Source organism: Neochlamydia sp. AcF95 (genome assembly GCF_018342455.1).
In the GTDB taxonomy this organism is placed as follows: Bacteria; Chlamydiota; Chlamydiia; order Chlamydiales; family Parachlamydiaceae; genus Neochlamydia.
The window spans coordinates 1-14,815 of record NZ_JAEMUC010000053.1 but is presented as its reverse complement, the minus strand read 5'-3'; the positions used below and the strand labels follow the sequence as shown (position 1 = coordinate 14,815).

9 protein-coding genes are annotated in these 14,815 nt (G+C 35.9%); 5 read left to right on the top strand and 4 right to left on the bottom strand.

The genetic code is table 11. The annotated features are described in order from the left end of the window. Positions 1–2,124 precede the first annotated feature (2,124 nt). Both NEOC95_RS06955 and NEOC95_RS06950 read left to right on the top strand, forming a co-directional pair. Complete coding sequence (locus NEOC95_RS06955; protein WP_166154302.1) at positions 2,125–2,562, top strand: host attachment protein; 438 nt, start codon at positions 2,125–2,127, stop codon at positions 2,560–2,562. Between the two features lie 474 nt (positions 2,563–3,036). Further along, positions 3,037–3,714, top strand: coding sequence for a leucine-rich repeat domain-containing protein (locus NEOC95_RS06950; RefSeq protein WP_213152287.1), 678 nt, complete (start codon positions 3,037–3,039; stop codon positions 3,712–3,714). Between the two features lie 1,489 nt (positions 3,715–5,203). On the opposite strand, the gene NEOC95_RS06945 is transcribed toward NEOC95_RS06950, so the two are convergent. From NEOC95_RS06945 to rpsO, 3 genes are all read right to left on the bottom strand, one after another. After that, a complete protein-coding gene (locus NEOC95_RS06945) occupies positions 5,204–8,104 on the bottom strand; it encodes a hypothetical protein (protein ID WP_166154298.1) in 2,901 nt (966 codons plus the stop codon). A gap of 983 nt (positions 8,105–9,087) precedes the next feature. Next, a complete protein-coding gene (gene pnp / locus NEOC95_RS06940) occupies positions 9,088–11,178 on the bottom strand; it encodes a polyribonucleotide nucleotidyltransferase (RefSeq protein ID WP_213152286.1) in 2,091 nt (696 codons plus the stop codon). Between the two features lie 292 nt (positions 11,179–11,470). Next, positions 11,471–11,740, bottom strand: a complete 270-nt coding sequence (gene rpsO, locus NEOC95_RS06935; RefSeq protein WP_039385127.1) for a 30S ribosomal protein S15 — start codon at positions 11,738–11,740, stop codon at positions 11,471–11,473. Between the two features lie 338 nt (positions 11,741–12,078). On the opposite strand from rpsO, the gene NEOC95_RS06930 reads away from it, so the two are divergent. From NEOC95_RS06930 to NEOC95_RS06920, 3 genes are all read left to right on the top strand, one after another. Further along, entirely contained in the window at positions 12,079–12,753 is a 675-nt protein-coding gene (locus NEOC95_RS06930; RefSeq protein ID WP_213152285.1) for a hypothetical protein, read from the top strand. A 2-nt stretch (positions 12,754–12,755) separates the two neighbouring features. Then, complete coding sequence (gene tadA / locus NEOC95_RS06925) at positions 12,756–13,259, top strand: tRNA adenosine(34) deaminase TadA (protein WP_213152284.1); 504 nt, start codon at positions 12,756–12,758, stop codon at positions 13,257–13,259. Between the two features lie 156 nt (positions 13,260–13,415). Further along, complete coding sequence (locus tag NEOC95_RS06920) at positions 13,416–13,697, top strand: DUF6444 domain-containing protein (RefSeq protein ID WP_502710279.1); 282 nt, start codon at positions 13,416–13,418, stop codon at positions 13,695–13,697. 716 nt (positions 13,698–14,413) lie between these two features. On the opposite strand, the gene NEOC95_RS06915 is transcribed toward NEOC95_RS06920, so the two are convergent. Next, the coding region (locus NEOC95_RS06915; protein ID WP_213152282.1) for an ISAs1 family transposase at positions 14,414–14,815 on the bottom strand (402 nt) is incomplete at its 5' end.

Sequence of the window (14,815 nt, the reverse complement as noted above, 5' to 3'; positions counted from 1 at the left end):
CAGAAGTCAAGCCTCTTATCGCCAATGGTACTGCACACAAGAGTGTGGGAGAGTAGGTCGCCGCCAAGCTTTTTTTTCTTTATTCAACTCGCGCTGCTATAAGCTTTTTTCCTTTCCTATCACTCTATCTTACCTCGCTCATACCTTTTTTCTTCACTATTTGATATTTCAATAAATTTATTGCGCTCTCTCTCTCTGTATAGCACTATACTTGGAAAATTCCATTTAAAGAGTTAGATTTTCTTCTCTTAACGAGAAATAACAGAGAAAAGAAATAGATGAGCTATAAGAATTTTAAGTCATTTTCAGATGGCAAGCGAGCAAGGCTTACATACTTTTGCCAAATTATCCCCACTCTTTTCAACGTTTAAAATCTTAATTTTACTCAATCAGCTACAGCTTTTCAAGGAAAAGCAAGAATAAACTCTTACTAAAATAGGCTAGAGCATTTTTCTGTATATTAATAAGATAGAGAATTTGGCCTACCTTCTTCAAAATTAGCTATCAGCTCTCGCTTTCTAGCACTATGGCCTACCTTGCTAGGCATTACTTAGCAGCTGTTGGCATTGTTGCTTGGCTGTCCATACGGCAGAACTAAATAAGACATTTTTGGCCACAGATTAAACTTATCTTAGCATTTTCAACTTTTAATCTTCTGAGGACAATGGGTAGCAAGCAGATGTGCTTATTACCATTTAGAAATGTGTGCTAAACTGAGAAAAAACTAAGCTGGTTTTATTCCCCTTTAAGAAGTGAGGGTTTTATTATGAAGAGGTTATTTAATCCAACGCTTTGTTGCTAAGATCAAAGCTTACTTATTTCGTCTTATAAGCTTTATCAAAGCTTTGATTACTCTCCAGCAGGGCCCTAGCTTAAAAATGACATGAATGGGCGCTAGGGAGCCACTAATGAAAGAATGCGGGTATAACCAGAATAAGTAATTGCTTAGGCTTTTAAAGGCCTTAAGAGGTCGCCTCATTTTATAATCGCTAGCTAAGCAGAAGATTCATCGCTTAATTTTAGGTGATTGAAGATTTAACGATCTTTAAAGTTAAAGTAGAGCTTCGAGTAATAGGGCTGAACTTGCCTATTTGCCATCCCTGCATGTGGCAGTCCAAACAAGCTCTTTAAAAACAAACCGGAAGCGTAAGCAAAACAAATCAGTTAGCTTACTTGGCAGTAGAGGAGTTATCTTAAGCGACATTATATTCAAAAAGAATGGCCATAGACTTAAATGCAAAGGTAGCCGAAATGAAGCGACAAAAGTTTTACTGCCAACTTTTAAAGCCGATCGAATTTTTTCTGGAGATCTATATAATTCCATGCAATAGAAAAAGCCTGGGCAGCTTTAAGCATGGCATCTAACTTGTGCTTAGTAGCTAACCTTAGCGAATGAAATACAGCAAAGTGGCATCAAAATGTTAGATTGCTAGAAAATCTAAAATAGCTTTTTTAAAGGCTAAACCTGTAGTTTTTAGTTGGAAAGTCTATCTCTGCCTTTATCTAAAAGGTCACTTCACCGGCCATGAGTGCTGGTAGCCTTGCATAAAACAAATAATTTTTTAGCAACTTTTTTTTGTAGATTATTAAGCTTCTAGAATGGGCGACAGCTGGGATCGTTTTATTTAGCGGCATCGTTAGCTTGATAGGAGTTATTATGTGCCTGCGTCCAAATTCTAATAAAGTTGAATTTTTTGGAAAGGAAAAGGGATGAAAATCTTAGAAGATAAACAAGAAAAAGAAAGGATAAAAATCTTGTAGCTAGGAGGAAAAAGTAATGTTATTGTAAGCTCAATAAATAGGCTTGAGAATAGGTAGCGTGACAATTTGAAATGGCTAAAAGTTTAGCCTAATTGAATTTTTTATAGTATTTTAAAAAGCTAAATGCAAGATTATGCGTTAAGTGAATGCTTTCAAAAGCTAGATTAAATATAAGCCTTTTGAGAGCTTCATCACTTAAAAAACCTTTCTTTAATAGATAGAGGCAAGCTTTATAGATAATAAGTGATAAAAAAATTTAGAGGAGCTTTTAATCTATTTTTCGAGACTAAATGATAGACAATATAAATATCAGTTGCTTTTTTAATAGTAAAATTAATTGTTCTAATAGCATTAGGAGGAAGAATGCCACATACTCTAACTTGGATCGTAGTTGCCAATAGCTCGAAAGCTAAGATTTATCGTTTAGCAAAATTTCCTAAAATTGAAGAACTTATAGTCCTCAATCATCCTGAAAGCCGTTTACAAGATCAGGTGTTAGAAGGGAGAAAACCTGGGCGTAACTTTCAAAGTGGAGGAACCACTCGTCATGCTTACGAACCTGAAACGGATCCTAAAGAGGTGGAAAAGGAGAAATTTGCTAGATCCTTAGGAGAGTATATCTGTGCTGCCCATTATAAAGGAGAATTTACAAGGCTTTATTTAATGGCTAATCCTGCGTTTTTAGGATTAGTGCGCCCTCATATAAATAGTAGCACGCAAAAAACTATAGTGGCTGAAGTAGCAAAAGATTTGACGGATTGTCCCATCCCTGAAATCGAAAATCATCTAGTTAATATATAAGGTTTTCAATATATCGACTTTTCAGCCTCTCCATCTGGATAAAGGCCCTCAAAGGTTCCTTAGGTAAATTTGAGGGCCTAAGCCTAGTTTGTTCATCAAAGCTAATTTTAATATTAAAATAACATTTATCACTCAAATGCCAGCAGCTGATATGCTCTTTTAGCTAGCTAACGTGTATAATTGCTTAATAAATCAGTGGGATTGCTAAACAAAATTTTAAATATTAGGCAATATAGCCTGATCTATGCTAAGTAGTTTCTTTACTTATACGAAAGATGGGAGAAAAAAGAACAGAAAGTTTTAATTCTCCTTAATTATACAAAATCATTTTTTAAAACACTTTCAACCATTGCCTGGATAGGTTTGATGGTAAATATTATCTTGAAAAAGATTTTTTCCAGATCGTTTGATATTAAATACTTATTGACATTTTTTTTATAATAAAATAAAAATTTTGTTAAAAAGGAGTACAGTATGCAAGCATTAACACAAACCTCTAGCTTTGATTCCCGATTCGGCTCTAATTTCCTTGAATCTCATTTACCTGGGCAGAATGATTATGATTTATCAATTTCTTCTAATGAGGGCATAAAAGATGCAGAGAAAAGTGTTAGTGAGATATCCCAGAAAATTAATCAGTTAAAAGAAATCAAGCAACTGTGTGAATTTATTGTTAAAAATGTGTATCTGAAAGGTCGTATCTATGTGCAGTATTCGAGAAGTTTAAAAGGTCACACGATAGCTCGAAATATTCTTCACAAATACTTAAACCATGATTTTTCTCATCCTGAAGAAGTTGAGAGGATATGCTTAAAAGATATCATGCGGCAAATTGAACAAATTCAGTTTTTAGAACTTAGTGGTGCAAAGTTAACAAATTTACCTCCTTATTTTAAATACCTGAAAGGCTTACAGCATTTAGATCTTTGCGCTAATAATTTAACTTCTCTACCTTCTGAACTTCAAGAATTGGTTAATTTACAAGAATTAAATTTGAATGGAAATCATTCATTTGAAGAACTGCCTTCTTTTTTAGACAACATGAATTTAAAAGTCATTAAAATTGGAAACACGAAGGTCAATAAAGCTTCTGTAAAACTCCAAGGTATTATTGATCCAGGTGCAATGATTCAAACATGGATAAAAATCTAAATATTCGCTCCCCCATTCCACCCTATTCATCGGATAAGATTATAATAATTCTATATGCTTCACGCCATAGCCTATACTGCATCATCTAGCTCATTGATGTTTGTTTTTCCTTACGAGTCAAGTGGATGCAGGGGTTACGGGTGGTAAGCATAAGCTACCCTTCTTTTTATCAAATTGGTAAAGACAACTTAAGCGGCGGCCAGGATGTCGATATTTAAATTGATAAGAGTTTCCTAATATATTTAAAGTCCATGCATGTGATATAGCCACTTTTCATAAGACAATATACTCATAACCAGCGCTTCGTTTAATAATAATTTTGGCCATCTACTTCTTCTATTGCTCTTGCTAATTGGGGGCCTCAAATAGCTTTTGAGCGACATTTTGCATTGTTTAAGGCTCAAGCTTTTTACACTTATCCTATATCTCGGAAAAAGGGGCATTCATCAATCTTTCTCTAAACCCTCATGATCCTCACTGTTTAAATCTTTTTTGATAAAAAGAATCAAACCCTGTGAAGAAGGTATTTCACTAGCAGCTGTTTTTTTATTCGTCTTCCAGCATACGCTTTTAATCTACTCTTTATGCACTCACGTACTTAATAAAACCCCTTTTGTTGAGCATAGGCGGATCTTTCAGAAGGTTGGGTATGTAGACTAAGTTTTTTAAGGCGTATTAAGTATCTTTCTATGATGGTAATATCTAAGATCTGATACCAGAATGGTTGTAAAAAGCTATGGACACCCAACACAAGATTTTAGCACCCAAGCTTTTTAAGGAGTGTAAAAAGCAAGTTAGAGACTTATCCTTATGGATCCTAGAAAAAGATCTGTAGCACTATTTGATCTAGAGCTCATTAAAGATGTAGGGTCATGTAATGTACCTTCAGGAGAAGGGTGAAGCTTTGCCGGTCAGGAGCTCTTTCAGGGTACCTAGATGCTACTAAGATAGCCCATTAGATAGAATGCTGTAAACCTTGCTTAGATGCAACTTAAGCTAATCACAAAGTTAGGTTGGCAGCGCGTAGTAAACGATTTTTTTTCAGTAGAAAAAGGCAGAGGGCGGGCAATTGATTAGCCGTGTAAAGGAAAAGGAGAGATTTCTTATTTATTAGCAAAAGGAAAAGCTTGCCTATAAGTTTGGGAAAATATTGCTGCCGAAAAAACGCCAGCTAGCGGAACCCTGGAGATAAGCTATTGAAATGAAAAATTTCTCCTTGGATCTATAGGCAACCAAAGCCTGGCAAAAGGACTGGAGCAGGATCACTTTTAGTGTAAAAAGAATAAGATGGCAGGTTAAATGAATCTCTTAGCTGCAAAGAAAGTTTCCGCAAAGTGTAGCTAAAGGAAAGAAAATATTAAGGATTAGCAAAAATTGTTAGTTGGCTAGATTTATAAATTGACCAAGGGGAAGATAGATTTAAGTGCCTCATTTTTTCAGCTATTTCCTTATCGGCTAACTCGTCTTATTTAATACCTTAAAAGGTTTCTTAGCACTCCTTAAGAGTACACAGATAGCTAATGAAAGATGATAAACCGTCTTGAACCTTATTCACAAAGTTAGAATGGTAATGATAAAATAACTTTTTTAAATCCTGTTGCTTGGATAGCGTGATGATGTTATCTTTTATTTTTTCTTTTAAACCATCTTCGACCAAACAATCTAGCTCTTCTTTAATTTGACCGATTATCGCAGCATATGAACGTAGATCTTTTTCCTCCTCTAGACCAATTGTTAATCTCAATGCAGACCAGCACTCAATTAAATTGGCATTCGCAAATCCAAAGCTTTGGCTCATGGTGACAGGTAGATTTTCATTGATATATCTAGCATACAAATAATACTGCATGATAACTACCAAAATATGTAAAAGTTGCTCATCCTCCTTTCCAAAAAGTTCTTTTTGAAAACCCTTCATGTGAATTCCTATCATCGGGACTTTTTCATCTCTATAACCGATTTGAATCAAAGGTTTTTTAGTATTATTCTTTTGAATGGAGCCTTGATTAGTACTGTCTTGTTTTTTTTCTATGACTAGTCCCTGTTTTTGTAATTCTTTATAAACAAAGTCAGTATTTTTTCTTATTTTTTCTAGATAATTTATGATATTTTCACTGCAATGTTTGAGCATAAGATGAAAAAACCAGAAAGCTTCTTTAGAAAAGTTATCGTTTGCACTACTTGTTAATAAACCTCTTAATAAATCGTCCGCAGATGTATCGGAACTATAAACTTGTACTATTCCGCCCGGAAATTTATCTAACCCAAGCTGCCCATACTTAGCTAGGCTGTTGGTTAAAATAAGAATTAATTTTCCTTCATTAATAGGGGTTGCAAATTCTTCTACTAAGCTGCGGACTTCTTCATGCATAAAAAACGTAGTGGCACAATCAAGGACCATCGCTAATGGACGTTTATCATTATGCGCAGCCGAGCTAGAAGCTCTTTTTTCTAAAATTTTTTTAATAATCTCTTTAACTTTTATTTCTTCTATGACAAGTCTCACTACCCGATTAGGATAGATATCTGTAAAGATAACATCATAATTTTCCAGGTTCGGAATTGTTTCAAAATTACTTAGCTGGGCAGTTTGACAGGAAAAACGTTCTTTTAAGCAATCTTTAAGGCCTCCTGTGCTCTCGCTGATTTCGTAGTAACTGTTGGTGTCAAATATTACAGAGGGCTTACAAGGCTCTCCATCAGGCTGAGAAGGTCCTTCAGCAAACATTTGCAAAAGACCTTCCGTAATGTTTCCAAAGCAAGCAATACCGCTTGTAAAAGTATATCCGTTGCTTATTACTCCTTCAGGAGTAGGTTGGGAATTTAGAACCTCAGGAATAGTTTCAATTTCTTCTCTTTTGTATAATATTTGAAGCTGTTGAAAATGTTCAAAAACAAGAATGAATTTGTTTTGGCAAGCTTGGAAATTACCATAGCTAAGCTGGCTAAGATGTTTTCTTATCTTGCTTAAACAATTAAATGCTGCTTTATAAATAAGAGGATTTTCTACTCTTATGACTGGCTTTGTGACGGCAAGCAGTTTATAAAGAAACTGCAAATAGTGTGAGGTAAGCGTCGAGTTTTCTACCGATTCAGATAAAGTTTCTACGTATTTAAAGAGTTCTTGATGGGTATTTATTACCTCCTTTAGAGTAATCTCACGCTCTTCTAACGGAGGAATCTCTAGGTAGGTTTCGTAAGCTTTTCTCTGGGGAAGAGGATAGTGGTCTAAAAGGGATGTAATTCTATAGCCTGTACGAATTAAAAGTTCTTTGAGTAATACAATATCAGGATAGGCTCCGTGAGCTCCTTGAAGGCTTTTAAATGTATTTAAAAATTTCTTTAAGTTTTTTTTGTTATTGCCATGAAAAAAGTAGAGAGCCTGGCTATCAATTTTTAATACTACTCCAACAATTAAATGATTGTCCTTAGACACTCTATGTAAAATTTCCTTTATATTTTTGGTAGGGAGAATGGAGCTATTATGTTCATAGAACTTGAACGCTTCGGAATAATCTACAAAAGTAAAATCATTTTCTTCTGGTTTGTTGTTAATCTCTTCAAGGATATTCTTCAGATTGTTCGACTCAGCAGGAAGATAGCGTCCTTTTAAGATCTGACAGCAATTAATAATTAATTTTTCAAACTCATCATTTTTTATAAGGCTAATTTTGATATCTTTTAGCCAATCGTGCCGTTGCTTGATTACCCTAAGGAAAATCTTTACAATTGCCCCTCCATCTTCACGGTGATAATGAGGAGCATTATCGTCTATGTATTCGCTAAATGGATAGTTGTATTTATCCTGATCGAAATTGATTAAGGGCGTTTTTGCTGATTCTACTAAATAATGAAGGCACCAGACGTTGAGCTCAGTGATAATGATTTTAATTGACTCATCTTCTATTTTTTCTAGCGAGCAAATGAACTGCACGGTAGATAAAATTTTGTGGTAACTTTTATAAAATTTTTGATCCAAAAATTGGATATCAATTTTTTCAAGAGAGGGGTTTACGGCTAAGCTGAATTTTTTTTTGATAAAACTTTTCGTGATCTGAGTCATGTAATTGAATAAAAGATGGAGATTAGCTTGGCATTCATCAGGATCCTTTTTCCAAATAGGAGCAAGATAATTCGCAATTAAGGTAGGTTCAAGCTCTCCATTACTATCTACTAAATCTTTTTTTCCTAGCCAACGCACAAAGACTTTGCGAAGAAGAGGGTGCTCTACTTCGATTGTTCGCACAAAATTTTGGAAAAAAGCAGTAAGGTTTTGGGTGGGGTCTTTATCTCTCTCAGATGTAGGGAGGGTTTTATTTAGGTCGTGGCGATAATCTTCTAGTTGCTTGAGAAGAGGGTTAGAAGGATTCCAAGAAAAAATATTATTCATTACTACCTACAGTTATGGGGCCTAAAGTTGAATAAATGGTTGATATGTTGCCGCTTGTAGTTTTTTGGCTAGTGTTAAAGCAGTTTATATCTATACCATTCAAATTTGTAAAGAACTTAAATATCGTAATTATAAGATTTTTTTAATTTTCCCTAATTAGGATGATGGGCTTAAAAGTTATGCACGTGCCTTGAGGATTGGCTTGCTCACTTTTAATATAGATCAACCATATGCTAATTTTTTACTTAGCTTTAGAGAAGAGAGGATATGCTTTAAAAAGCCTTCTAGATACTTTGCTTGAGAGTAATTAATGCGTCATGTTGCCTGATGGATGCGTGAAGCGAGTTTTTAGAAAGTAATTAAAAATATCCATGCTGCGTCTATTAATCCTAGAATATATATCGCGCGCTAGGTTTATTCGCTAATCGCTAGCTGAAGGAGCTTTTAGGCAGGCTTAAGCTAGGAAGAGTTAAGCAAAAGGGGTATTTACTTCTATAATTACTTTCTTTCTATGGAGTGATGAGGCACAAATCAAGTAGCTTTAATTATTAATAATTTAAGTAGCCATCTTTAAGAAGGCTAGTAGAGTGAAAATTAAGAGATTGTAGACGCAAAAGTATGACTTAAAGATAATGATTATAGAGCTACAAAAATTTATTAAAGATAACGTTTTGTCAAATGTTTTATTAAGTTAAAAAGTTAATGGTACAACTAAGAGGCTTGCTAATGAAAGGCACGATTATTTGCTAAGAAAGGTTTTTAGATAACAAGATCAGCTTTTGTCTCAGAAATTTAGAGCATCTACTAAGAACATAGCAAAGAAATTTATTAGCCAAGAAGTGGGGTTTAAGATGAGAGGGAAAGGAATAAAGCCTAGCAGAAAAAGATAAGCGAAAAATGATACGAGGATAAGATATAGATATCTTAAGGAATGAATAAAATGAAGGGAGATCGATAGTCTTTTTCTATCGATCTCCTCTTCATTACTTACTAAGAAGTGCTTTACGGCTCAACTTAAGCTGGCCACGTTCGTTGATATCTAAAACTTTTACAGAGATTATTTCTCCTTGTTTGACATGATCGGCTAAGTTTTCAATGCGTGTATGTTCAAATTCAGAGATATGGCATAACCCTTCTTTACCCGGTAAAATTTCTATAAATGCTCCGAAAGCTACTACAGAGGTAACTTTACCTGTATAAGTCCTACCTATTTCTACCTCAGCTGTTAGGCCATGAATAATAGCTTTGGCTTTTTCAATACCTTCTAAGTTTGTAGAGGCTATGCTAATCAAGCCGTCATCGTTGATATCAATTTCTACCCCGGAGGCTTCGATAATAGCTCGAATTTGTTTTCCTCCTGGACCTATCACTGTGGCAATCTTACTAGGCTTAATCTGCATGGTTTCAATACGTGGGGCATAGATAGACATCTGCGGTTTGAAAGTAGGACAAACTTCCAACATCTTGTTAAGAATGTGAATTCTACCCTCTTTAGCTTGATTTAGAGCCGCTTGCATAATAGCTGGGGTAATTCCTTCTACTTTGATATCCATTTGGAAGGCTGTGATGCCATGCTGGTCACCAGCAATTTTAAAGTCCATGTCGCCTAAAGCATCTTCGATTCCCAAAATGTCAGACAAAATTTTGTAATGTCCCTCTTCTAAAATCAGTCCCATGGCAATTCCTGCAATTGGACGTTTAATAGGTACTCCTGCATCCATCATAGAAAGGCAGCCTGCACATACTGTAGCCATGGAGGAAGAACCATTAGATTCTGTAATGGTGGATTCTAAGCGCATGGTATAAGGAAAGATATCTCGAGCAGGTACAATAGCTGACAAAGCTCTTTCTGCTAATTTTCCATGGCCAATTTCACGGCGTCCTGGAGAGCCTATGCGTCCCACTTCTCCTACAGAGAAGGGAGGGAAGAAATATTGAAGATAAAATCTACGGCTACTCTCTTCATCGAGATCCTCGTATCTTTGCGACATAGCTTCCCCACCTAACGTACATACCCCTACCGCTTGCGTCTCACCACGCGTAAATAGTGAACTGCCGTGCGTACGAGGCAGAAGGCCTTGCTCGATATCAATCGAGCGAATCTGTTTACTGTCACGTCCATCGCTACGGATATCTTCTTCTAAGATCATTTTACGCATGTATTTAGACTGAATATCTTTAAGAGCCACATTAACCTGATTAACGGAATATTTAGGTTCTTCTCCTTCAGGTAAAAGGTTATCCACCACAGCTTTTCTCATAGCATTCAATTTTTCTTCACGATCTTGCTTTAGATTGCTTCTTAATGCAGGTTCTAAAAGAGGTCTAGCAAGTTTTTCAACTTCTCCCATGAGTTCTTTAGGCAAGCTTTTAAGAGTGGTCAAGTTTTTTTCTTTACCAATCTCTTTTTGCCAATTATGTAGGGCTTGGCAAATAATTTTGATACTATTGTGGCCTACTTCAATGGCTTCCATGAGTTGATCTTCTGTCAGAAAATCACAATGACCTTCGATCATAAGAATAGCATTTTCGGTTCCCGCTAGCATTAGATCTAATTTAGATTTTTTCATCTGCTCTTGAGTAGGATTGACAAGCCACTTCCCATCTATTAAGCCAACACGTACACCAGCTACAGGTTTTAATAAGGGAATATCTGAGAGCACTAAAGCGGCTGAAATGCCACAGATTGCCAAGGGCTCTGTCATATTAATGCCATCATAAGACCAAACGTAGGACAATAGTTGAACTTCGTTATAATAGCCCTCGGGAAACATAGGACGTATTGGACGGTCTATAAGGCGTGAAATAAGGGTTTCTTTCTCAGATGGGCGTCCTTCTCTTTTTATAAAGCCGCTAATCGTTTTACCTACCGCAGAAAATTTTTCTTGGTAATCAACTTTCAAAGGGAAAAAATCAATATTATCAGCCGCGTTAGCTGCCGCACAAGCGCTATTAAAAAGATAAGTTTCGCCTGCTTTTATTAAAACAGCCCCATTGGCTTGTTTACCAATTTTTCCTGTTTCAAAAATTAGTTCTTGCTCGCCTACTTTAACCTTCATGAGGTGTGGTTGCATATTATACTCCTAAAATGTAGTTTGAATTTATTGATAGGTCGAAGGCTAAAAAAATCCACATAATTTTATGCGGTTTTTCCAGCAAGCGTCATCGAAGATGATAAAGAAGGCTAACAGATAGAACTCAGAAAACATACTTTAAATGATGGATTTAAAGCGCGATTTCTGATTTCTATAATCTTTAAAATTCTCCTTAAACTTGAGGCCTTCTTAAGAATAAAGGGTCTTAAGCTTAGATTAACAAGGGCAGTGGTATGGGCCATCTGCCCCACTTAATATAAAGCTTTTTGCGTTATTTTCTTAATTTTAACTTTTTAATAAGCGACAAATAGCGCAAAGTGTCGGTTGAGTTTAAATAATCCAATAAACGTCTTCTTAGGCCAACATGCTTAAAGAGAGCTAGCCTAGAAGCGTGATCTTTAGGAGAACGCTTAAGGTGCTCATTTAATTCAGCAATACGCTCTGTTAAAATAGCGATTTGGACGTCAGCGGAGCCTGTGTCTTTTTCATGAAGCTGAAATTTTTTTGTAATCTCTTCTTTCGTTCCTTTGTCTAGAGACATTCAGAAAATCCCCCGTTTAAGTTTAAAGTCCGACCATAGTTATGGGGACTTAATATATTAAAAAAATGTAAATCTATTTTTCTCACTCTATCATCCCATCTTACCTAGGTAACTATTAAAAATCAAGAGCAATCTTCTTAGGGTGGGAGGGAGCCATGACGAATAAAAGGAGAAATGTAAAAGAAAAAAGAAGAAAAGAGGCTTTTAGGATGAAGGGTCTATTTCATGGCTTTTAAATTAAACCCATTAATAAAAGGTTCTCTTCTTGCATTTTCTCTGTTAAATTGGTAGATTCTTGAACCGTGCATAATCAAAACACCCTTTTAAGGAATTACTCTATGCTGAAAGACGCCACTTATAAAGAAAAATCTACATTGTTAATATCATGGATGCCTCAAATCATTGAAGAGGTAAAAAAAGACCTTAAACACGAGCATCTTAAAAACGATTTTAAATTTGTAAAGAAATATTTTTTAGGTAAAAATTTAAACAAGCTAACAAATGAAGAGATAGTGAAGGCTTATACCTTAGCTTTAGAGCAAGAAGAAAATGGAGAAAAAATTGCTGAGTTTATCATCAATCGATGGCTTCTCAAGAATGCCGAGCTTTATGATTATTTTGAACGGGCCTTGTTGCAAATCTCCAATGATTTTACCCAATTAACTGAAATTGATACAGATAAATCGCAAGAGATAGTGGGGGGTGCAGTTAGCCAATATGGGGCTGTACGTACTTATCTTTTTTCCGTTATGAATTCGGTAGTATTTCCTAAAGAAATTTATGAAAAGCTCAATAAGCTTGCTGAAGAAGAACAAAAAGCCTTAGCAGCTGTAGGAAATGCCCAGGACGAACATTCAAGCCAACAATCTTTAAAAGATTATTATGAAAAGCAATTAGCTCGCTTAGTGGATAAGTATGAGAAAAAACTGATTGGAATGCAAAAAAAATATATTCAAGATACAGAATCTTTGAAAAAGCAAATGGCATTACTACAGAAAAGATTGAATGGATAACTATGCTTTTTCCCTTTACGTTTAAGCCTCACTCAGAAGATGAAAAATTTATGCTTGAAGCTTTGAAAGAGGCCTGGAAAGCTTTTAAACAGGGGGAAGTTCCTGTCGGAGCTGTTTTGGTGCATGAAGGACAAGTAATCTCGAGGGGATATAACCAAGTAGAACTACTCAAAGATGCTACTGCCCATGCAGAAATGCTATGCATTACTGCAGGGGAAGTGGCAATAGAGAACTGGCGATTGACTGATACTACACTTTACACCACCATAGAACCTTGTTGCATGTGTGCAGGAGCTATGTTTTTATCAAGAATTTCCACGCTGGTATGGGGCGCGCCTGATTTACGGCATGGGGCTAATGGGAGTTGGATGAATGTGTTTGAGAAGGTTCATCCTACGCATAATCTCAACATTAGAAGAGGCGTTCTAGAGGAATATGGAGCCACCCTCATGCGTGATTTTTTTAAAAAATGTCGCCAAGAAAAAAAGGCTTTGGCTGGCGAGTAGCTAGATTGCTTATTTAAAAATTAAAGAAGCACTTAAAGAAGTCGAGCCTCGACCGATAAAAACTTATTCATATCTTTCATGCTTGCAAATCCTAATTTTCATAAGCGGTCACGGTGTATATCAATCACTTTTGATAAATAAAATAATTTCTAGGGTATATACTGGCTTAGTTATACATTAAATAGCATACAACCCTCATACGAGCAGCTATTGACAGAGAATGCAGAGCTAAAAGCTACGGTAAATAGAGTGGAAAAGGTAATCACCAAGCTTGAAGCGCGCATGGCTCAGTTGGAAGAGCAGCTTAATCAAAATTCTAAAAATAGTTCCAAGTTACCATCGACAAATCAAAAAGTTAATTATTCACTATTACCTCAAGCAGAAAATCGACCTTATCGTTCTGGTGCTAGCCCTATTTTAAGAAATGCAAGCTTTTAATAAGCGATAAGAGGAAAAAAATATGATTTCTTTGAGAGCAAGCGATTTTGATAGGTGACTTCTTAAAGCTAGCATTCTGCTTTATCGAATGGTGATACTCTTCTATGCGCCATAGTTTGTGTTAGATTTATAGATGGGGGCAAAATCATGATTTTAAGTCGTGAGTCATAATAGGGAGAATGCTTGTAGAGCCCTCTTTGTTATTGAAGATCTTAGCGATTAAAGCTACAAGCAAAGCTAGCTAACTCTTTCGTGCCAAACTACCCTTTTATCCCCATCTTTGAAATTAAACCTATTTAAATTCTGCTACTGGCCTTTTTTCCTTAAATAGTAATCAACGATTTATGCAAGAGAAAAAATTTACTTAAGTTTGTTTTTCTAAGCTTCTTAAAATTAGCTCAAAAAGCTTCAATGAGGTTTAAATTTAGAGAATAAGGTAATAAAAATAAGATTTCACAACACTTCCATAGGCTTCCAGGGCAGCCTTCGTGATGCTTGTGTTTCTAAAGTCCTTTACCAAGCTCTCTGCAACTTGGGGGCGGCTTGCTTCTTAAGCTTTTTGGAGGGCCCTGTAGCAAAAACCTCTTTGAGGTTTTTCAGCGCGTATCGGTAAGGCCTACAAATTGTCATGGAATAAGTTTTCTCTCATTTAAAAACGAAGCGTATAGTGCGCAAAGTTTAAATCTTTAACATTCCAGGGAAATTGCATGAAGATTTTATTTACCATTTAGTATTTCCATCATGTAGTCTCGATTCCACCCGGCTTTTGCTCTCTTGCCCTTGATTCCTGCTTTTGTTTTTGTATCAGCTTTTAATAAATTCATTGTACATCTTTTCAAAACAGATAGATTTTCGGGACCGTGGTCTTTACGGACTTTGCTCTTATCTTCCCCATAAGAAACATCTAATTGCCAATGAACTTTGTTTTCGATACCCCAATGCAAGCGTATGCCTAGTCCATGCTTTTCAGCGCTAGCTTTTTCACTAGCAATATAGTATCTAGCCTCTATAGATGTCTTATCTTTAATGCGCCTAGTGCTTCTCATGCAGACTAGCGCATTCAGATCTACCCATTCTTCTTTCTGGGGCAGCCAATCTAATTCATGCGTACACCAAAC

What these genes read in the sequence shown, in the direction of transcription:
- NEOC95_RS06955 (WP_166154302.1), top strand. Translation starts at nt 2,125, where the DNA reads ATGCCACATACTCTAACTTGGATCGTAGTTGCCAATAGCTCGAAAGCT.
- NEOC95_RS06950 (WP_213152287.1), top strand. Translation starts at nt 3,037, where the DNA reads ATGCAAGCATTAACACAAACCTCTAGCTTTGATTCCCGATTCGGCTCT.
- NEOC95_RS06945 (WP_166154298.1), bottom strand. Translation starts at nt 8,104, where the DNA reads ATGAATAATATTTTTTCTTGGAATCCTTCTAACCCTCTTCTCAAGCAA.
- pnp (WP_213152286.1), bottom strand. Translation starts at nt 11,178, where the DNA reads ATGCAACCACACCTCATGAAGGTTAAAGTAGGCGAGCAAGAACTAATT.
- rpsO (WP_039385127.1), bottom strand. Translation starts at nt 11,740, where the DNA reads ATGTCTCTAGACAAAGGAACGAAAGAAGAGATTACAAAAAAATTTCAG.
- NEOC95_RS06930 (WP_213152285.1), top strand. Translation starts at nt 12,079, where the DNA reads ATGCTGAAAGACGCCACTTATAAAGAAAAATCTACATTGTTAATATCA.
- tadA (WP_213152284.1), top strand. Translation starts at nt 12,756, where the DNA reads ATGCTTTTTCCCTTTACGTTTAAGCCTCACTCAGAAGATGAAAAATTT.